This is a genomic window from Maribellus comscasis, assembly GCF_009762775.1.
Lineage (GTDB): Bacteria > Bacteroidota > Bacteroidia > Bacteroidales > Prolixibacteraceae > Draconibacterium > Draconibacterium comscasis.
In genome coordinates this window covers 5,546,099-5,566,506 of the sequence record NZ_CP046401.1, presented here as the reverse complement: position 1 = coordinate 5,566,506, position 20,408 = coordinate 5,546,099, and the positions used below count along the sequence as shown (strand labels likewise).

Genomic DNA, 20,408 nt, shown 5'->3' with positions numbered 1-20,408 from the left:
ATGATAAATTTAGATTACGGAATAGTAGGGAATGGAAAAAGTGCGGCGTTAATATCAAAAAATGGTGCAACAGAATGGCTTTGCCTCCCTTTATTTGACTCCGCATCGGTTTTTTCGTCACTGCTTGATAAAGAAAAAGGTGGAAGTTTTGAAGTTATCGTAGACAAAAGTTATTCAACAGATCAGAAATATTTACCCAAAACCAATATACTTGTTACTCGTTTTACAAATGGTACTGATACTTTTGAAATCATCGATTTTATGCCCAGGTATCATTACCGGAATGGCGGAGATCATATTTATTCTCCCCCTGATTATATTCGGTATTTTAAGTGGAAATCGGGAACGCCGACATTCAGAATTAAATATGAGCCTAAATTGGAATACGGCGAAAAACCGACAAAAACACAAATTCAGCCTGAATTTATAAAAAGTAAAACAGTAAAAGGGCCGTATGATTCACTTTATTTGTATACAAATTTGGACAAAAAGAAGGTTGTAAACAGCGAAGAAGTAACCATGAAAAGCGACCTTTTTTTTCTGATTAGTTATAACCAAAAACTTTTACCCCAAACGCAGGCACGAGCTTATTTAAAATTACAACGAACAAAGGTTTACTGGCTGAACTGGTCGGAAGAAACACACCGTTTTAGTCACTATAACGACGAAATACTGCGTAGCGCCCTTGTTTTAAAATTACTAAGCTATGACAAAACAGGTGCAGTTTTGGCTGCTGCAACAACATCGCTTCCCGAAACAATTGGTGAAATACGCAATTGGGATTACCGTTTTTGCTGGCTCCGCGACTCATCGATGGTGATTAAAGTAATGACTAAGTTAGGACATTGGCGCAGCGCCAGCCGTTTTCTGAACTTTATTATTGATGTTGTATCTGACAAGGATGAAAAAATCCAGATTATGTATGGTATCAATAAAGAGAAGAATTTAAAAGAACGAATTCTTACACATTTTTCCGGATATGAAGGTAGTGCTCCGGTACGCATTGGAAATGCGGCCTACAAACAAAAACAGCACGACATTTACGGGATTTTGATGGATGTAATCTATCAGCAATTTAGTCTCTTTGATGTGTCGTTGGAAAACAGTGAAGAATTGTGGACCATTACCAGGAGTATTGTCCGGATTGTAAAAAATAACTGGAGAAAACCGGATCGCGGGATTTGGGAAATAAGAAATGAACAAAGACATTTTACCTTCTCAAAACTACTTTGCTGGGTGGCTGTTGACCGAGGAATTAAAGTTGCAAAGCTTACCAAAAGAGAGGAATATATTAAGCCATGGACGAGGTTAAAAAACACCATTCATGACGATATTTTTGAAAAAGCGTGGAACGAGGACAAACAGGCTTTTACACAAACGTATGGAAACAAAGATTTGGATGCTTCAACACTTTTGATGGAATCATTTGGCTTTATTGAAGCTTCCGATGAAAGATATATCAGTACAGTAAAAGCAACACAAAAAGAGCTCTCAAAGAACGGACTTATGTACCGTTACAGAAACGAAGATGACTTTGGACTCCCGTCATCATCTTTTACTATATGTACGTTTTGGATGATTCAGGCTCTTTTTAAAATTGGTGAAGAAGAAGAAGCACAAAAACTTTTTGATCAATTATTATCTTATAGTAATCACTTGGGATTATTTAGCGAAGATATTGATTTTGAGACCAAAAGATTGTTAGGGAATTTCCCGCAGGCCTATTCTCACCTGGCTCTGATAGAAACAGCAATGTTGTTTTCAAAGGATATACATTTGAAAACAAAATTTTAAATACATTTCGGTATCAGACATAAAAAAACAGGTATTTTAGGAATACCTGTTTTTTTTATCGTTTTTTTGTGCAATCCTCCTATTTTACAAAGGAAGCTTTGTTCAAATAATCAAAACATTCTTTTACTCCTTCAAACTGAGTCATACCGGCTTTGATTCCTTCCAATTCAACAAAATATTCATCAAGCCCGTTTTCGTAGGCTTTTGTGAAAATATTTTTAAAATTCATCATACCCGATTGTCCAAGAACTGAGCGGTCTTTAATATGTAAAACCGGGAACCTTCCTGCATATTTTTCGAAATATTCCAGCGGATCATTCTGTCCCATAACAGTCCAGTATACATCCATTTCAAAGAAAACCAGGCTTGGGTCTGTCCCTTCAAGCATCAAATCGTAAACTACGTCGCCAACCGGCATCCAAGGATTACGTTGCTTGGCTTTATCTTCTTCTTTTACCACCCTTTCAAATTCGTGGTTGTGATTATGGTATCCCCATCTGATTCCGGCATCTTTTGCAATTTCACCGGCTTTGTTAAAAACTTCGCATACAATAGCGGCATCATCATGGTTTTCAATTTGCGGCATCCCTGGTTGAACCAAGGTATTAACCCCAAGTTTTGCATGGTCTTCTACGGTTGTTTTCCAAAAATCAGCAATTTCGCCCATGTTATCCCTGGTATATTTACGAACCGGGGGATTTACATGCGAGCCCGTAATTTCCAGACCGGCATCATTGGCTACTTTTTTAAATTCGGGTACGTCATAGCCATACATTTTTCTTTCACGGTAGCTGGCAGCCTCGGCTCTGCTATATCCGATTTCAACAACTTTCTTTAATCCATTGGGAACATCTTCAGTTAATTCTCTTCCAAGAGAATACAACTGTAAACCCACAACTTTTTTTGGGGCAAACAAATTACCTTTGGAATTTGATGCTGTAGCCGGAGCCATCGCACCTCCTACCACTCCTCCAACTGTGAGAAGCCCAAGTTTCTTTAAAAATTCTCTTTTTGTCTCCATAATTATTTTATTGGTTAGTTGTATTACAATTTATATGAACCTCTGTAATCATAGTGATATAAACGGTGATTCCATGCTTCTTTATCTTCGCCAAAACTTTGAGTAGCAGGATTCCATTTTACCGTACGTTTCAGTTCGGTTGCCATATTACCCAAACAACAAAGAACAGCAGTACTGGCACCAACTTCAATTGGAGCAATTGGCTTTTGCCTTGAACGAACTGCATCGATAAAATTTTCCATATGAGGTGCACTAATTTCAAAGCTGCCGCTTCCTTTTGCCTGAGCTTTCTGCATTTCTTCATACATTCTCTTCCGTTCTTCAGGAGTGAGGTTTCGGGGCCTTCTTCCAGCCAGATTTTCAGGAACAAGCGAAGAGTCGGAACATCCAAGATATCCACGTGCGACTTCTATCCAGCCTTTATCTCCAATAAATTTAATTCCCTGAGCTTTGGGCATGTCTTCCAAATAAGGCTGTTCAGTCATTACAATACCATTTAAATATTTGAATGTCAAATATTCTGCTCCGTTGTATCCTTTGGGAATAATTTCAGCTGGTCCAGAGCCATCCATACCAATAGCAGCCTGAGCAATGTCAAACATGTGTGCACCCCAGTCGGCGGTATAACCATTTCCGGTTTCAAGATACCAGCGCCATGCACCCCACAACTTCTCTCTTTCCGGCGGATCCAAAGAAATTGGAGGGCAAAGATCCGGATGGTAATGAATTTTCGGATCGTTTAATGGCCCCATCCATAAATTAAAATTGAGGTTACCCGGAATTGGCTCTTCAGGAAGATCCAATGGGTTTGGTGGATCACCCACTTTGGCATAAATCTTATCGATGTGGCCAATAGCACCGTTTTGAACCAATTCAATAGCTTTCTGGAACTCACCACTTGATCTTTGCTGACTACCTACCTGAACAACACGCTTGTTATCGTTGGCAACTCTTACCATTTTCTGAGCCTCAGTAATGGTAAAAGACAATGGCTTTTGAACATATACATCTTTTCCCGCCTGACATGCGTGGATTGTTTGTAAGGCATGCCAATGGTCGGGAGTTACAACTTCAACTGCATCAATGTCTCTTCTTTCCAGTAATTCTTCATACTGTTCGTACATATCGCACCGAGGTGAAACCCCCTGTCCTTTTTGCCATTCTTCAACCGTTTTTTTGAAACGCTGTTGTTTCATACTATCAACGTCGCAACAAGCAACAACCTGAACACCAGGAACACTGCTAAATCCTCTAAAATCGGAAAGTGCCTGTTGACCACAGCCAATATAACCAAGTACAACTCTGTCACTTGGAGCTATTTTGATACCATTCATTGTCCAGCTTGGTAAAACAGTTAAACCGGTTAAACCCAACGCGGACAAACCTAAAAATCTTCTACGATTTAGTTGATTTTTTGAAGTTTCTTCCATAAACCTTAGTTTTTAGTTCATTAATTAGAATTTAAAATTCGAATGTAAGGATTTCTCTTTACACAATGTCGATTGCAAAACAAACAAAAATAATTTATTAATTAAGTTATTGAATAAGTAACATTCGTTTATTTATGCAGGAATAAACGTATTTTTATGACTTTATGAATTGTAAAAGGTTTAACCTCAAATTTTCAGTTTTATTCATGAGCTGTCACATAACACTTATTCAAATAAAAATCAGGGCAGCAAAAAGCTACCCTGTAATTTCGTTTTAAGGAATAAAAAAGATAAAAAATAAGGGTACTTCAATAATAAAAAAGAAACTGCAATTAATTTAATCCTTTGTCTCAAACTTATTAACATAAGGTAGTGTATTATTTACGATGACACTTCAAAAAGAATAAATTACACATATAATTGAAACAAGAAATCACACCGGGTAAAAGAATACAGAGTTGATATGCAAACTCAAAATAACGACGCGGATTAAAGTAAAAGCAAAATCACAAAACACTTCTATTTAAAACCATTCAACTAAAACAAAAGGACTGCTGCTTTTCAGACAATAAACTCTTTTTTAAGCAAGATACACTTTGTAGTTTAAATCTAAAAGTCGTAACTTATTACATGATTATAAACCATAACAACCTAAAAGAGACCAAACTATAGAATTTTTATACAATTATGACAAACTTATGAACTATGGCCGTGCCATAATTAGGAAACTAAATTATCAACCAATCTATGAATCAGAAGCAAATAAATCAGCTCCTCAAAATTAACTATTCATTTTTTCAAGTAAAAAATACCACTCGGGCTTACTGAAAATGATTGTTAACGAACTAATCGATTAAAATTTTAAAAAATTCCAACCATTAAATTAAAATTAACTACATGAAAAACGAATTTAAAAAGTTCACAAAAGAACAAGCTACAGTGTTAAAACAACGCATTGTTTCGGTTACCGAAAATGAAGTGCAAAAGTGGTTTACAACCGAAAAAAAAGAAGTGAAGTTTAAAGTTCATGCAAAAACCCATCAAAATATGGCAGAATTGCTTGATGAAGATTTAGATTTAAGCAACGATGCGATAGAAAAACTGGAAGCCAATGAAATTGAAGACGACGACCTGCTAAAAAAGATCGACGAGAAACGTGACGAAAACAAAGACTATGAAACCTTTGAAGTCACTTTAATTCATCCGGAAGATTTTGATTTTGATCCTGAATTGGATGAAGAAGATCAGAAAAGTGAAAAATTAATTAATGATGATACCGTAAAATTTAAGTCTTATTATGCACAGGATACACTGGAGGCACCAACCGACTTAAATATTGTAGAGTCAGAATCAATGGGATTACCTTCTACAATTGATCACCGAAGCGACCAATCGCCCGTTAAAAACCAGTGCTCTCGGGGTACCTGCGTTGCCCATGCTTCTTGCGGGGTTTTGGAAGCGTTTGATCATATTCCGGATGATCTTTCGGAACAATATCTTCATTACAAATTCAATGAATTTATAGGTCGGCCTCACAGTCAGGATCAGGGATTAAAAACTACTGATGCAGCAAAATATCTCGCCCGGAGCGATGGAAAAATTTGCCTGGAATCAGAGTGGCCCTATCTGTGTAACCAGTCTCAAATAAATAGTTTAATAAGTGCCGGAACTTACGGCCCGTCATCGGATGCAACAGGAAATCAAACATACGGAATTAAATATTACAAAATTATTCAGGACAACGGGCTTACCGGAGAGAGTATTAAAAACACCCGTTATCTGGAATCGCTGCTTTACCAGGGTTATAACATTGTAATCGGTACGTGGGTTGCCTGGCAGGACACCGATAATGACGGCATTCTGGATCCCAGATTTTCAAACGGAAATCCAATTTATCAAGGGGGGCACGCCATGCTTGTTGTTGGCTACAATAAAATCCAAAACTACTTTATTGTTAAAAATAGTTGGGGACCAGGATGGGGACATTCCGGTTATGCCTATTTGAGTTACGATTACATTCGTACCTACTTCAAATATGGATTTGTGGTTAAACAACCCGTACCTTTTGAACCACAAAGTGTTCCGGGAAGACTTTTGCGGGCACCCTATTCCTATTCCAAAATCAGCAGAACCAGATTGCGTGCTGCCATTATTGCCTTTAAAACCTCAAAAGGAAGATACGCAGTTTGCGAAGCCTATGCAGGATACAACCTCTACCTAAAAAACCTGGTGGTATACAATGCAAACGGAACTGTTCATCTGAAACGCAGCGGCTTGGTTGTTCGTGGTACTTATTTATGCGACATCGACAGTGGTCGCGAAACATCGAATGATGCAGACTTCTGGTGGGAAGCTGTTAAACCGGGTGTTAATTATCTCGTTCCTAGAAATGGCGCCAAAGTTTGCATATTGTATGATATGAAATACCTGACAGCAAGCAGAATTAACAGTTATTCAATTAATGATGCAGGTATTCCATCAAGTAAGCTTAATTTTGCCGTTGTTGTTGGAAAAACAACGACCAATCGCCCATACAAAGCAATTATGCATTTGGAATCCAACAACCAGCTTGAAATTTCTTATCTTGAAGTTTTGAATAACGACGGCACAAGATACAAATACAAACGGGGAATTATGGTCCCCTCGTCGTGGACTTATAATCTGGATACGCTGCAAACCGGTGGCGGAAAATATGCCGACTTGTGGTGGCACGTTATTTCAGACAATGTAGGTTTTGTAGAAAAATATTCCTGGGCAAAAATTGAGTTACTGTTCTATGTCTGATAAATCAACGGGCCGGGAGAAATCTTCCGGCCTGTTTTTTAATATATCAATAAAAAACAATTTTACTGATGGCTCAGCAAACCAAAATAGTTGTATCTTAAACTCACTAATTCCAATTTTTAAAATAATGAAATTTTTAGCTGAAAATACAGACCAAATAAATCTTAAAACAGGAGATGAATTTACCCTGGAGAATTACAGTGTTGCTGTTGTCCCGCCACATCTTAACCTGGAGGCATTTATACATCTTCCGGAAAATCTCATTTTACTCAAAACGGATTACCCAGAACAGGAAGGCACTTTTGAAAGTATCTTTCACATCAAAGCAAATTCATCCGGAAGTGGTGCCATAAAAATAGGATATAAAGATTGGGACACAAACAGTAATGCAAAAGAAAAAACTATTGAAGTGACTGTTTTCTAGTTCTATTTTTTTAGTCATCGCTTTCCAATTATATCTTTTTGATAATTCAATTCATTATTTAGAATCGATCTATTGCTTAAATTTTATATTTAACAATAAAATACACCAATAATAAATAAGAAAAAAGGAGTATGAACTGTTATTATACCCTTTTCACTCTGTCTGGATGTATGGGAAACGTTTTTGAAAATTGTACTCCCCCTCTTTTAAATTTCAAATAATAATTAGAAATAAAGAAAAGCGAAAGGTTGTTTTGAAAGCACATATTGTGCAAATTTTGTGCAAATAGACAAAAAAACCAAGACAGCTAACTTGTAACTTCTTGGTTTTTAAGTGGGAACAACTGGATTCGAACCAGTGACCCCCTGCTTGTAAGGCAGGTGCTCTGAACCAGCTGAGCTATGCTCCCAAAATATATTGTCTGTTTCTCTGAACGCGCCTCCCTTTCGGAAAAGCGTTGCAAATATAAAACCTATTTTCAGTTCTGCAAAAAAAATAGAAAAAAATAGCTATAAAATTTCTGCAACAACAAACGTACTCCCTCCCACGTAAATTAAGTCATTTTCTCCGGCTTTTTTTTGTGCCTGATTAAGCGCCTCAAACACTGAAGAATAACTTTCACCCTTAAATCCGAATTTTAAAGCCTTCGCCTTTAAAACTTTTTCATCCAAAGCGCGCGGAATATTTGCTTTGGTAAAATAAAAAGTCGCATTTTGGGGAAGTAGCGACAAAACTTTTTCAGGTTCTTTATCATTTACCATTCCAAATACGATATGCAAATTCTCAAATGGCGTTTGTTCAATTTGTCGAACAATCTGTGAAATTCCATCGGCATTATGAGCTGTATCGCACACCATTTTAGGATTTGCGCCAATAATTTGCCAGCGCCCCATTAAGCCAGTCAATTGAGCAGCATCAGACAAACCGTCAAGAATATTTTCATCGGAAAGCAGCCACCCTTTTTGTTGCATCAGTTCAATCGTTTTCAAAACTGCCGGTAAATTCTCCAGCTGATACAGTCCAAGCAAATCCAGTTTTAATTGTTCAAAAAACATTCCGCCATTCTTTTCAACTTTCATCACTTGTTTTCCACTTAAATCCTGCATTGAATAAGGAATTTTATATTCCTGATCGGCAAAAAATATTTCTGAACCTGTTTTCGTTGCAATATCCATAAAAACAGGACCTGTTTCTTTTTGTTTTTTTCCAACCACAACCGGGACACCAGGCTTTATTATCCCGCCTTTTTCTGCAGCAATTTTTTCAATTGAATCTCCCAAAAGTGCAACATGGTCAAGACCAATATTGGTTATCACACTCACTTCAGGCCTGATAATATTTGTTGAATCGAGCCGGCCGCCAAGACCTACTTCCACAATCGCAATATCTACCTTTCCACGTGCAAAATAGTCAAATGCCAAAGCCACCGTCAGTTCAAAAAAAGAAGGCTCAATTTTCCACAACTCATTGTTGATTCTAAAATTCTCCACCCACTGAACAATCTCATTTTTCGGAATCATTACTCCGTTAATCCGAATTCTTTCTCTGAAATCTTTTAAGTGAGGAGAAGTATACAATCCGGTTTTGTAACCGGCTTTCTGAAAAACTGCAGCCAGCATATGCGACACAGAACCCTTGCCGTTTGTTCCGGCTACATGAATGGTTCTAAATTTTTCATGGGGATTTTCATAATAATTGTCCAACAAAATGGTATTATCCAGATTGTCTTTGTATGCTGCCGGACCGGTTCGCTGGTACATCGGCAACATCGTATATAAATAATTGAGTGTTTCTGTATATTTCAACGTTAAAATAAATTTATTAACCGTTGCAAGTTTATTAAAAATAAGATTGGTCAAATATAAATCTGTCGAATTTTTCTACATTTAAAAAATTCATAATCCAAAGTATGTTGAACGCAAATAGCAAGAGTAAAATTTTCATTTTAGACACAAATGTAATTTTACACGACCACACCTGCATTTACCAGTTTCAGGACAACGACATTCTACTCCCAATAACTGTTTTAGAAGAACTGGATAAATTTAAAAGAGGCAATGATCTCATCAATTTTCAGGCCCGGGAATTCACCCGTCTGCTGGATGAAATCGTAGGAGATGAGTTATTTAACGGAGGGAAAACCCTGGGAAAAGGAAAGGGAAAACTGCGAATTGAAACAGGAAAGCCATTTTCCGATGAATTAAAAGCCTCCTTCCGTGAAGATATTCCCGACCACCGCATTTTGGCTATTGCCGATTATGCATCTAAAACATATCCAGACAGAAAAACAATTCTTGTGAGTAAGGATATTAACTTGCGGATGAAAGCCAAATCACTGGGAATTCAGTCGGAAGATTACAAAACCGACCAGGTTACTGATGAAAATGTCCTCGACAAAACAATAACTACGCTGGAGAATTTTGACGACCGACTGATTGACTTATTGTATGAACAAGGCTCGTTTGCTATCGAAGAAATCAAAAGTGAATTTAAGCCGGAAGCCAATGAGTGTTTTATTTTTAAAGGCAACAATTCAAGTGTTTTGGCCCGTTACGATGCAAAGGCAGATAGAATTTTCAGGGTAGAAAAGAAAACAGCATATGGAATTAAACCCAGAAATGCCGAACAAACATTTAGTTTAAATGTATTGATGGATCCGGAAATAAAACTAATTGCTTTAACCGGAAAAGCGGGAACGGGCAAAACACTTCTTGCTTTAGCGGCAGCCATCGAAATGCACAAAAGTTTTGACCAGATTTTGCTGGCGCGGCCGATTGTTGCCTTAAGTAACCGCGATTTGGGATTTCTGCCGGGAGACGCATCAGAAAAAATAAACCCTTACATGCAGCCTCTTTTTGACAATCTCGGAGTGATAAAACATGTATTTAATCCCCGCAGTCAGGAATATCAAAAAATAGAAGAACTGCAAAAAGAAGAAAGACTGGTAATTACGCCGCTGGCTTATATTCGCGGACGAAGTCTTTCAAACTCGTATTTTATTATCGACGAAGCACAAAACCTGACTCCACACGAAATAAAAACCATTATTACACGTGCGGGAGAAGGAACAAAAATGATATTTACCGGCGATTTACAACAAATCGACTCGCCTTACCTCGATATGAAATCAAACGGCCTGGCATATATGACCGACCGGCTAAAGAATCAGGATATATTTGCTCATATAAACCTTTTAAAAGGCGAGCGCAGTTATCTGGCAGAATTGGCAAGCAACTTATTGTAACCGCTTTGCTGTAAGCAGCTTTTTTCTACCTTTGCACTTTATTTAGAATGATTCAATTTTAAAGGGATGGATTACAAGGGGAAGAAGGCTGCTTTTTATACACTCGGCTGCAAATTAAATTTTTCTGAAACCTCAACAATTGCTGGAGGTTTCCGGGAAGTTGGTTTTGATCGTGTTGATTTCAAAGAAAAAGCAGATGTGTATGTAATTAACACTTGTTCGGTTACAAATCAGGGAGATAAAGAAAGCCGCAACATAATCCGCAGGGCAATCAAAAAAAACCCGGATGCCATGGTAATTGTTGTGGGTTGCTACGCACAGCTAAAACCGGAAGAAATCGGTCATATTGAAGGCGTGGATTTGGTGTTGGGAACACAGGAAAAATTTCACGTTCCGGCCTATTTAGGAAATCTTAAGAAAAAAGAGAAAACCGAAATTCAGACCACTCGTCTGGCCAATATAAAAAGCTATCATAAAGCATTTTCGTGGGGCGATCGCACCCGTAGTTTTCTAAAAATTCAGGATGGATGCGATTATTATTGTTCATTCTGCACCATTCCGTATGCCCGGGGACGCAGCCGTAACGACACCATTGAAAACACAGTTGCAGAAGCAAAAAAATCGGTGGCAAAAGGATTTAAAGAGATTATACTGACTGGTGTAAATATTGGTGATTTTGGTAAGTCAAGCGGAGAAAATTTCCTTGACCTGCTAAAAGCATTGGAAAAAGTAGAAGGTTTGGAACGCTTGCGATTGGGATCCATCGAGCCCAATCTTTTAAAAGATGAAATTATCGAACTGGTGGCACAATCAAATACAATTATGCCACATTTTCATATTCCCTTGCAAGCGGGTTCCGATGAAGTTTTGTCGTTAATGAAAAGAAAATATTCTACTGAATTGTTTGCTCGCAGGATTCATAAAATACGTGAAATTGTGCCTCATGCATTTATTGGTGTTGATGTAATTTCGGGCACAAACGGTGAAACGGAGGAATTGTTTCAGGAATCCTATGATTTTATTAACGGCCTCGAAATTTCACAGTTACACGCATTTACCTATTCCGAACGAAGCGGCACCCAGGCATTAAAAATTCCGTGGGTGGTGGACGTGGAAGACCGGAAACGCAGAACGCAAATGTACATTAATCTTTCCGAGAAAAAGCTGCGGGCATTTTATGAAAAAAATTTGAGTTCCGAGCAAACCGTTCTTTTCGAGTCGCAAAAAAACGATGAAAACATGTCGGGGTTTACCGAAAATTACATAAAAGTAGAAACGCCGTACCATGATGAGTTTGTCAACCAGCTCAAAAAAGTAAAATTAAAATCAATTCTTTCCAACGGTCATGTTGCTGTTGAAGTAAAGGAGTAATTTTAATTAATTTTACCTCAAACCAAAAAGATATGGATTATAAAGAGCTTTGTTTTCAGGTTCAGGAAATTGCAAAAACAGCAGGTACATTTATTCGCAATGAACGCGAGAAAGTCTCATCTGACGATGTAGAGTTAAAAAGTGTAGCCAGTCTGGTTACCTATGTAGACAAAAATGCAGAAAAACAAATCGTTGAAGCGCTGCGCCAGTTGATTCCTGCCGCTGGTTTTGTGGCAGAAGAAGGCACAGCCGATGCATCCAATGAAAAATACAAATGGTTTGTTGATCCACTGGATGGAACAACAAATTACATTCACGGAGTCCCGCCCTACTCTGTAAGTATCGGACTTTCGGAGAACAATAAAATGGTTTTGGGAGTGGTTTTTGATGTTGCCCACAATGAACTTTTTTACGCCTGGGAAGGAAGTCCGGCGTATTGTAACGAAAAAGAAATAAAAGTAGCTGTAGCAAAAAAATCGGAAGATACTTTAATTGCCACCGGTTTTCCGTATTATGATTTTGAAAAAACAGAATTGTACATCCAAGCCCTAAAAGAACTGATGAAAAACACACGTGGAATAAGGCGTCTAGGTTCAGCAGCTGTAGATCTTTGTTATGTGGCTGCCGGACGGTTCGATGCTTTTTATGAACATGCACTGCATGCCTGGGATGTGGCTGCCGGTGTTTTTATTTTACAACAGGCCGGCGGAAAAATCACCGATTTTAACGGAGGGGATAATTGGCTTTTTGGAGGGGAAATCATCGCAGCCAGCAACAACTACTTCTCTGAATTTTTCAAAATTATCAACAAATTTCTGGGCAAAAAATAACTTTTTGGCAGTGTTCCTTTTCCAGCTTTACAGAACAGAGATTTATATTTTGTGTTACAAAGTAAATCCTTTGAAGCAGTTGGTTTAAAACGGTAAAATCTAACTTTTTTACGTAGATTTTGTAAATTGCAGCCATCAATAATAAATCAAACAATGGCCGAAAAAGAAATTGCCCTTTTAAAAGAACAAATCACCCGGCTCGATGAAAAAAATTTCGACCTCGAAGCCTGGAAAAATCATACATTGATTTTTTTGGAACGTATTTTTGGCAAAGACAGTTCCAAAATAAAAATGATTAAGGATTTACATTACGATTACTCAAGCTGGAGCCTGCGCGATACAGCTGCTGCCGGAAAAACAAAAGACAAAGATCCGGTACGTATGCAGGCCGACGAAATTTTAAGGGCAACCGTGGCGGAGCTGGAAAGCCTGGGATTACCTGAAAACAAAAAAGAACAGGAAAAAGTATGGGAGCTGCTTCAGGATGAACTGACAGGGAAACAGGTGAAAGAAATTGAAGCACTGCAAAAATCGGAAGATCCGGAAAAGACAGAAAAAATTGCCATTATTCTTGAAAAATTGGAAAAGGAGAACCTGGCGTTAATCATTGCGAAACTCCTTACTACTTAAAATTTATAAATGACTCAGATAAAAAAAGTTGCCATTGTAATTTTAAACTGGAACGGAGCTGCTCTTTTTGAAAAATTTCTTCCTTCTGTAATTAAAAATTCCACCGATGAAAATGTGGAATTGTATGTGGCTGACAATTGCTCCACTGACAATTCAATTGAACTTTTAAAAACAAACTTTCCATCGGTAAAAATTATTCCGTTAATTGAAAATTATGGTTTTGCCAAAGGATATAATTTGGCGCTGCAACAAATTGAGGCTGATGTTTTTATTTTGCTGAATTCCGATGTAGAAGTTACTCCTAACTGGATAAGTAAATGTATTCTGTTGTTTGAAAAAAATCCAAAAATTGCGGCAATCCAGCCTAAAATATTAAGTTTTGAAAAACCGCATTTATTTGAATATGCCGGAGCAGGAGGTGGCTTTATTGATAAATACGGATATCCGTTTTGCCGGGGCCGCATCCTCAACCAAATGGAAGCCGATCTTGGGCAATACGACTCAGCTACTCCCATTTTTTGGGCCAGTGGTGCGTGTATGTTTATAAAAGCGGAAGCATTTGAAAAAGCAGGTGGTTTGGATGCTGATTTTTGGGCACACATGGAAGAAATCGACTTGTGCTGGCGACTCAAAAATTTAGGTTACGAAGTGTGGTACCAGCCTGAAAGTGTGGTTTTCCATTTGGGAGGAGGAACACTTTCCTATGGAAGTCCGAAAAAAATATACCTGAATTTCAGAAACAATCTTTGGATGATGTTTAAAAATCTCCCGAAATACAAATTCAAACGAATATTCTTTTCGCGTATGGTTTTGGACGGAGTGGCGGCAATCAAATTTATTGCCGGTTTTAATTTCCGCGAATTTTGGGCTGTTTCTAAAGCGCATATCGCTTTTTATAAAGGGCTTCCAAAACTTATCAGAAAAAGAAAAATGGTTCAGCAGCAAATGATTGTAAAAGACCACGATGAAGTTTATAACAAAAGCATCATGTGGAAGTTTTTTATTCAAAGAAAAAGAAAATTTTCTGAACTGAATTTTGAATCACAACTCGGACAAAACAGTACAGAAACAAAAGTCAGACATATTTAGACGATGAAAAAACTGGTTTACGAAGAAAAAGTATACACCTATCAAATTGATATCGTTGGACATGTAAACAACATCATTTACATTCAATGGTTAGAAAACGGAAGGGTAAGATTACTGGAAGCAATGGGAATTCCTGTCACAGACCTTACAAAAACAGAAGGAATTGTTCCTATTTTAACTGAAACGAACATTTTATATAAAAAGCCGTTTTTTATATACAACTCGGTTCGTATAGAAACCTGGGTATCAAAACTAAACAATGCCTCGGCAATCCTGGAGTTTCGGTTTTACAACGAGAAAGATGAACTTTGTGCGTCGGCCTGGCAAAAGGGACTATTCATCAATATGGCGACAATGAAACCTACTCGTTTAAGCGATAAACACCGGGAGGCTTTTGAAAAATATCTGGTGAATGAATAAAATAAATTGGAAAGAAAAACTTCGAATTATTATTGAAGATAACCAAACTCCCGAGGGGCGATGGTTTGATCTTTCCATTCAGGTATTAATTGTACTCTCGCTCATTTCCTTTTCGTTGGAAACCATTCCCAACCAGGAAGAAGAATTTTACCGGTTTCTGCGCATTTTTGAAATTACCTCGGTTATTATTTTCACCATTGAATATTTGCTTCGTTTGTTTGTTTCAGACAAGAAGCTTAAATTCATTTTTAGTTTTTACGGACTCGTGGATTTAATGGCGATTTTGCCTTTTTATCTCACTTTTGGTGTTGATTTAAGGTCGATCCGAATTTTTCGCCTGTTTCGCTTATTCCGCGTTTTTAAAATTCTACGTTACAGCAAAGCAATTCAACACATGGCCCGGGCCTTTATGTCAATCAAAGAAGAATTGGTTCTCTTTATGATTCTCTCGTCTTTTCTTCTTTTTCTTTCATCTATAGGAATTTATTATTTTGAAAACCCGGTACAACCCGAGGTATTCGCCTCCATATTTCACAGTTTGTGGTGGGCAGTGGCAACACTAACAACAGTTGGTTACGGCGATATCTATCCGGTTACCGTAGGCGGAAAAATTTTTACTTCAGTAATGCTTTTTATCGGCCTGGGAATCGTTGCTGTACCAACCGGTTTGATTGCCTCTGCGCTTACCAAAACCCGTGACGAAAAAAATCAAAAAAAACAGGAATAAGTCTTCTTCTTTTGCGGAATTCAAAAAAGCTTTTTAATTTTGACCCGATATTTATGCAATGGGGTGCCTAAAAATATTTAGGGCTGAGATCATACCCACAGAACCTGATCCGGTTAGTACCGGCGGAGGGAGGGCAAAAAGGGATTCGTCCCGCTCCATTGGTTAGTTTTTAACCAAATTAAGTTTTAACATGAGAAAAGTAAGTTTACTGCTACTGATGCAGTTGATCGCATTTGCAACATTCGCACAGTTCACATTGTATGGCGTTGTAAAAGGAAATGAGGAACCGCTTGCCGGGGCAAGCGTTGTTATTAAAAACACTTTTTATGGTGTTTCCACAAATGAAGATGGTAGTTTTTTGTTCCGAAACTTAAAAAAGGGAACGTATCATCTCAAAGTTTCTTTTATCGGATTTGAGACCAAAGAAGTTCAGGTAAATCTGAACGGAAACAAAGACATTCTTATTGAATTACAGCCCGACGTGGTTTTAACAGATGAAATTCTGATTTCTGCCACCCGCGCGAAAGAAAAAACCCCGATGACCTACAGTAATGTTACACAGGAAGAGCTGGAAAGTAAAAATCTGGGGCAGGATATTCCTTATCTGCTTCAGCTTACCCCGTCATTTGTCGCAACGTCTGACGCCGGAGCCGGAGTAGGCTACACCAACTTCCGTATTCGTGGAACCGACTTAAACCGGATAAATGTTAGCATCGACGGGATTCCGATTTCTGAAGCTGAATCTCACGGCACCTGGTTTGTTGATATTCCCGACCTGGCATCTTCGCTTGAAAATGTTCAGATTCAGCGTGGTGTGGGAACTTCTGCAAACGGGGCAGCTGCGTTTGGAGGAACCATTGATTTGCAGACCAACACTCTTCAGAAAGATGCCTATGCGGAATACCGAACCGCTTATGGTTCTTTTAATACCTTCAAAAACACTATTTCCGCAGGAACCGGTTTGATAAATGGAAAATTTACCTTTGATGCCCGTCTTTCAAAAGTTTCGTCCGACGGTTTTATTGACCGTGCTTTTTCCGACTTAAAATCATTCTTTTTATCAGGTGGTTATTATACTGAAAAATCAGTCCTGAAATTGAATATTTTTTCCGGGTTTGAAGAAACTTATCAATCATGGTGGGGAGTTCCCTCGGTGCGATTAAATAACGACATGGAAGGCATGCAACGTTATGCTGACCACTGGCTTTATTCAGAAAAGCAAACCGAGGAAATGATTAACTCAAACAGCAGGACTTACAACTACTACACTTACGAAAATCAGGTAGACCACTACCAGCAGGACTATTATCACCTGCATTTTTCACATCAGTTTAATGAAAACTTTCATCTGAATACAGGATTACACTACAGGTACGGCCGCGGATATTATGAAAATTATGAACCGGGTGAAGATTTTGCCGATTACCAGCTCCCCTATCCTGTGGTTGGAGAGGAAACAATTGAAGCAACAGATTTAGTGAACCGCAAATGGCTGGATAATGATTTTTATGGTTTTGTTTATGCTTTAAATTACAATGGGAATATCAGCAATTTCACATTAGGCGGAGGATGGAATACCTATGACGGAGACCATTTTGGTAAAATAATATGGGCCCAATATTTAGGCGAAGTGGATATAAACAGCGACGATTTGAAATGGTATAAAAGTAAGGGGTTAAAAAAAGACTTTAACATTTATGGAAAATATAACATTCAACTGGGCGATATGCTAAATCTTTTTACCGATTTACAATACAGAAAGATCAATTATACTATTGAAGGAATAGATGATGATTTAAGGGACATTACACAGGAACACGACTTCAACTTCTTTAATCCAAAGTTTGGGATATTTCTTCAGCCGGAATCCAATCAGAAGGCCTATTTTTCTTATGCTGTTGCTCACCGCGAACCCAACCGCAGTAATTATGTAGACGCCGATCCAAACGGAAAACAGCCGGTTTATGAAACACTTCGTGACTGGGAAGCCGGCTATTCTGTTCAATCGTCAAACTTTACAGCCAGCGCCAATTTTTATTATATGAATTATAAAGACCAGTTGGTTTTAACCGGTGAGATTAACGACGTTGGATCCGGGATTATGGTAAACGTAGATAAAAGCTACCGTACAGGTATTGAACTACAAACCGGTTGGAAAATTTCACCAAATATTCAGTGGAGTGGCAATGCTACATTCAGCCGGAATAAAATAAAAAATTTTACGGAATATGTGGATGATTGGGATAATGGAGGCCAGCAGGCCTTTAACCTGGGAACGACAGATCTTGCTTTCTCTCCGAAACTTACCGGAAACAGCCAATTTGCTTTTTCACCAGCTGACAATATTAATATCAGTTTTATCTCTACTTATATCGGGAAACAGTACATTGACAATACATCGAGCGACAAACGCGCTCTGGATGCCTATTTTGTAAATAACCTGAAAATGGACTATAGTTTTAACACCGGTTTATTTAACGAAATAGTTTTGCATTTAATGATAAACAATCTGTTTAGTGAAAAATATGAATCAAATGCATGGGTCTATTCCTATATTTTAGGAGGGGAACGATATGAAATGGATGGCTATTTTACGCAGGCCGGCACCAACTATATGATAGGTGTTGATTTTAAATTCTAGCTTGCTGATTTTTTGTGTCTGCTTTGCGAACTTCAGAGAAAAATAAACGAAAGAAACGCAAAGCAGATACAAAGCTTTCCTGAATGGATAAACTTTCAAAAAAACAACTTTACTCTAATATTACTTTCCCTTCAATTTCAACCAATAAATCATTTCTGCAAATATCAGCAATGATGTATACAACCGGAAGATTTCCGTAAAACTTTTTGAATGTTCTTTTTATAGCATGAAAATCCTGCCTCTTTTTGATGTAAACACGAGCATGTCCGTAACGGGCAGCCAGATTTTCATCGGAAATTTTGTCCAGCACTTCCGGTGAATACAAACGCCGGATATTTTTAATAGTAACCTCTGTTTGTTTTTCCGGATCACCAACACCGACCGTATTTTCTCCAATAATGGAAGCAGTTCCCGAAATAAAAACCATCTTTTTCCCAAATAACTCAAGATACCTCGCCCTTTCGAATTTTGGGGTGGTTTTTAAAATGCATTCCTCGCCAACTAAAACATCTTTGCTGTAATGATGAGCTGCAATCTGTTCGGGATTATCTACCGGTTTTGTTGCTGCTTTCTCCGACTTAAGCGCAACAAATTCGATTATCACACCGCCCCTGTTCATTCCAATTCCCGTCGCCGCAGGAAAGCCAGTGTCATTAAAATTATCAGCGTAAAATCCTGAGCGCACATCGTTAAACTCCTGGTACCGCTGTTTATCAATATCAAATCCCAAAATATCTTCCAGATAATTCCACTGGCGAATGATTGAATTTACAGGAAATTTGAATTCGGAAAACAGTTCTGCCAACCCGGCAAAAGCGCGTTCTGCATTTTCTTTACATCCTCCTCCCAGATTAGCCTGAACATTTCCAACCAAAACCTCCGTGTTATCCCTTCGAAACAAAGTAGCACATCCAAATCCGTTGGAAACAAACTCTGAATCCCAAAGCGTATAGTCGTAAAAAAAAGCTTCAACAATGATTTTGCAGGTTAATGGAGGTTGTGCAAAAAAACTAAGTAAAATACTTTCAGAAAACTGTTTTTGAACCTCCTGGCTTACTTTTCCTTTTATCGCATCGTATGATTCTTTGGAATTCGCATCAACAAAAAAATTCAGTTTAAATATCCGCTTTTCTGAATTAATTTTCCTGATTTGTTGCAAGCAACTCTGAATCTGGCTCTCCAGTAACTTACAACCATTTTCCGGCTTAATATATAGTCGTTCCCCGTCTAAAAAATACATTCCAATTCCACTTTCTCAAAGGTGTACAAAGATGTATGAATTTTATAAAAAATCAAACGTGAAAATCACAAATATTAATAATCTGCTTCTGCTTTCCCACCATTCAACACCGCTTCTGTTGAGCCAACCCCTAACCTGTCGGCACCTTGTTTCAGAAAGGCCACCGCATCATTCCAGGTGCGGATTCCACCTGATGCTTTCACCTTCATTTTCCCCTCAAGCGTTTTTATCATCACATCGATGTATTCGTGCTTTGCACCTCCGGGGCCAAAACCGGTTGATGTCTTTACAAAATCAGCCCCCGCCATAAAGGACAATTCACAGGCTTTTTCTATCTGTTCCAACGTTAAAAAACCACTCTCCTGAATTACTTTCACTAAAATTCCTTTGGCATGAGCTACTTTTACAACCGCCTCTATATCTTCCACAACATAGTGGTAATCTCCCTCCAGAAATTTCCCAATATTCATCACCATATCAATTTCATCGGCGCCATCTTCAATTGCCTGTTTTGCCTGAAAAGCTTTAACCGGTATCGTATCGGCTCCGTGTGGAAAACTCAAAACACACGATACTTTTACATCGCTGTTCCCCAATAATTCTTTCGCTCTTTTTATATCGCAGGGGCGTACACACATGCTAAAAACGCCATATTCTTTGCACATTTCGGCATTTTTCACTACATCTTCGTCTGTAAACTCGGGTTTTAAAACGGCGTGATCTATAGTTTTTGCTACCTGTTCTTTTGTATACATTTTGTACC

The 20,408-nt window shown here is 38.2% G+C and carries 16 protein-coding genes, 1 tRNA gene and 1 riboswitch; of the genes, 11 read left to right on the top strand and 6 right to left on the bottom strand.

Annotated features, from left to right (window positions below):
* On the top strand, positions 1-1,794 hold the full coding sequence (locus tag GM418_RS22490; protein ID WP_158869461.1) for a glycoside hydrolase family 15 protein: 1,794 nt from the start codon (positions 1-3) through the stop codon (positions 1,792-1,794).
* Positions 1,795-1,873: 79 nt separating this feature from the next.
* On the opposite strand, the gene GM418_RS22485 is transcribed toward GM418_RS22490, so the two are convergent.
* Both GM418_RS22485 and GM418_RS22480 read right to left on the bottom strand, forming a co-directional pair.
* Complete coding sequence (locus GM418_RS22485) at positions 1,874-2,815, bottom strand: sugar phosphate isomerase/epimerase family protein (RefSeq protein ID WP_158869460.1); 942 nt, start codon at positions 2,813-2,815, stop codon at positions 1,874-1,876.
* Between the two features lie 23 nt (positions 2,816-2,838).
* Positions 2,839-4,245, bottom strand: a complete 1,407-nt coding sequence (locus GM418_RS22480; protein WP_158869459.1) for a Gfo/Idh/MocA family protein — start codon at positions 4,243-4,245, stop codon at positions 2,839-2,841.
* Between the two features lie 897 nt (positions 4,246-5,142).
* Here GM418_RS22480 and GM418_RS22475 point away from each other — a divergent pair.
* Complete coding sequence (locus GM418_RS22475) at positions 5,143-7,029, top strand: C1 family peptidase (protein WP_158869458.1); 1,887 nt, start codon at positions 5,143-5,145, stop codon at positions 7,027-7,029.
* A gap of 127 nt (positions 7,030-7,156) precedes the next feature.
* Positions 7,157-7,453 (top strand): hypothetical protein, encoded by a 297-nt coding sequence (locus GM418_RS22470; RefSeq protein WP_158869457.1) that lies wholly within the window; start codon positions 7,157-7,159, stop codon positions 7,451-7,453.
* A 334-nt stretch (positions 7,454-7,787) separates the two neighbouring features.
* Here the strand turns inward: GM418_RS22470 and GM418_RS22465 are convergent.
* Together GM418_RS22465 and GM418_RS22460 are read right to left on the bottom strand one after the other, a co-directional pair.
* Positions 7,788-7,862, bottom strand: a tRNA-Val gene (locus GM418_RS22465).
* Positions 7,863-7,962: 100 nt separating this feature from the next.
* Positions 7,963-9,258, bottom strand: coding sequence for a bifunctional folylpolyglutamate synthase/dihydrofolate synthase (locus GM418_RS22460; RefSeq protein WP_158869456.1), 1,296 nt, complete (start codon positions 9,256-9,258; stop codon positions 7,963-7,965).
* Between the two features lie 104 nt (positions 9,259-9,362).
* Between GM418_RS22460 and GM418_RS22455 the strand changes: the two genes are divergently transcribed.
* From GM418_RS22455 to GM418_RS22420, 8 genes are all read left to right on the top strand, one after another.
* On the top strand, positions 9,363-10,697 hold the full coding sequence (locus GM418_RS22455; protein ID WP_158869455.1) for a PhoH family protein: 1,335 nt from the start codon (positions 9,363-9,365) through the stop codon (positions 10,695-10,697).
* A 66-nt stretch (positions 10,698-10,763) separates the two neighbouring features.
* Entirely contained in the window at positions 10,764-12,068 is a 1,305-nt protein-coding gene (gene mtaB / locus GM418_RS22450; protein WP_158869454.1) for a tRNA (N(6)-L-threonylcarbamoyladenosine(37)-C(2))-methylthiotransferase MtaB, read from the top strand.
* A 32-nt stretch (positions 12,069-12,100) separates the two neighbouring features.
* Positions 12,101-12,898 (top strand): inositol monophosphatase family protein, encoded by a 798-nt coding sequence (locus tag GM418_RS22445; protein WP_158869453.1) that lies wholly within the window; start codon positions 12,101-12,103, stop codon positions 12,896-12,898.
* Between the two features lie 153 nt (positions 12,899-13,051).
* Positions 13,052-13,528, top strand: coding sequence for a hypothetical protein (locus tag GM418_RS22440; protein WP_158869452.1), 477 nt, complete (start codon positions 13,052-13,054; stop codon positions 13,526-13,528).
* 9 nt (positions 13,529-13,537) lie between these two features.
* The gene (locus tag GM418_RS22435; RefSeq protein WP_158869451.1) at positions 13,538-14,617 is read left to right on the top strand and encodes a glycosyltransferase family 2 protein; all 1,080 of its coding nucleotides are present in this window, start codon (positions 13,538-13,540) and stop codon (positions 14,615-14,617) included.
* A gap of 3 nt (positions 14,618-14,620) precedes the next feature.
* Positions 14,621-15,037, top strand: coding sequence for an acyl-CoA thioesterase (locus GM418_RS22430; RefSeq protein WP_158869450.1), 417 nt, complete (start codon positions 14,621-14,623; stop codon positions 15,035-15,037).
* The gene (locus GM418_RS22425) at positions 15,030-15,764 is read left to right on the top strand and encodes an ion transporter (RefSeq protein WP_158869449.1); all 735 of its coding nucleotides are present in this window, start codon (positions 15,030-15,032) and stop codon (positions 15,762-15,764) included. Before GM418_RS22430 ends, GM418_RS22425 begins: the two co-directional genes overlap by 8 nt.
* Before the next feature lie 49 nt (positions 15,765-15,813).
* Positions 15,814-15,912, top strand: a riboswitch (TPP riboswitch).
* A 42-nt stretch (positions 15,913-15,954) separates the two neighbouring features.
* Entirely contained in the window at positions 15,955-18,405 is a 2,451-nt protein-coding gene (locus tag GM418_RS22420; protein WP_158869448.1) for a TonB-dependent receptor, read from the top strand.
* 109 nt (positions 18,406-18,514) lie between these two features.
* Here GM418_RS22420 and GM418_RS22415 read toward each other — a convergent pair whose 3' ends face one another.
* Together GM418_RS22415 and deoC are read right to left on the bottom strand one after the other, a co-directional pair.
* Positions 18,515-19,645, bottom strand: coding sequence for a chorismate transformation FkbO/Hyg5 family protein (locus GM418_RS22415; RefSeq protein ID WP_158869447.1), 1,131 nt, complete (start codon positions 19,643-19,645; stop codon positions 18,515-18,517).
* Positions 19,646-19,719: 74 nt separating this feature from the next.
* The gene (gene deoC, locus GM418_RS22410; protein WP_158869446.1) at positions 19,720-20,400 is read right to left on the bottom strand and encodes a deoxyribose-phosphate aldolase; all 681 of its coding nucleotides are present in this window, start codon (positions 20,398-20,400) and stop codon (positions 19,720-19,722) included.
* Between the last annotated feature and the right edge of the window lie 8 nt (positions 20,401-20,408).

Bases quoted from the DNA above. Each gene is read 5' to 3' on its own strand.
- GM418_RS22490 (WP_158869461.1), top strand. From the start codon at position 1: ATGATAAATTTAGATTACGGAATAGTAGGGAATGGAAAAAGTGCGGCG.
- GM418_RS22485 (WP_158869460.1), bottom strand. From the start codon at position 2,815: ATGGAGACAAAAAGAGAATTTTTAAAGAAACTTGGGCTTCTCACAGTT.
- GM418_RS22480 (WP_158869459.1), bottom strand. From the start codon at position 4,245: ATGGAAGAAACTTCAAAAAATCAACTAAATCGTAGAAGATTTTTAGGT.
- GM418_RS22475 (WP_158869458.1), top strand. From the start codon at position 5,143: ATGAAAAACGAATTTAAAAAGTTCACAAAAGAACAAGCTACAGTGTTA.
- GM418_RS22470 (WP_158869457.1), top strand. From the start codon at position 7,157: ATGAAATTTTTAGCTGAAAATACAGACCAAATAAATCTTAAAACAGGA.
- GM418_RS22455 (WP_158869455.1), top strand. From the start codon at position 9,363: ATGTTGAACGCAAATAGCAAGAGTAAAATTTTCATTTTAGACACAAAT.
- mtaB (WP_158869454.1), top strand. From the start codon at position 10,764: ATGGATTACAAGGGGAAGAAGGCTGCTTTTTATACACTCGGCTGCAAA.
- GM418_RS22445 (WP_158869453.1), top strand. From the start codon at position 12,101: ATGGATTATAAAGAGCTTTGTTTTCAGGTTCAGGAAATTGCAAAAACA.
- GM418_RS22440 (WP_158869452.1), top strand. From the start codon at position 13,052: ATGGCCGAAAAAGAAATTGCCCTTTTAAAAGAACAAATCACCCGGCTC.
- GM418_RS22435 (WP_158869451.1), top strand. From the start codon at position 13,538: ATGACTCAGATAAAAAAAGTTGCCATTGTAATTTTAAACTGGAACGGA.
- GM418_RS22430 (WP_158869450.1), top strand. From the start codon at position 14,621: ATGAAAAAACTGGTTTACGAAGAAAAAGTATACACCTATCAAATTGAT.
- GM418_RS22425 (WP_158869449.1), top strand. From the start codon at position 15,030: ATGAATAAAATAAATTGGAAAGAAAAACTTCGAATTATTATTGAAGAT.
- GM418_RS22420 (WP_158869448.1), top strand. From the start codon at position 15,955: ATGAGAAAAGTAAGTTTACTGCTACTGATGCAGTTGATCGCATTTGCA.
- GM418_RS22415 (WP_158869447.1), bottom strand. From the start codon at position 19,645: ATGTATTTTTTAGACGGGGAACGACTATATATTAAGCCGGAAAATGGT.
- deoC (WP_158869446.1), bottom strand. From the start codon at position 20,400: ATGTATACAAAAGAACAGGTAGCAAAAACTATAGATCACGCCGTTTTA.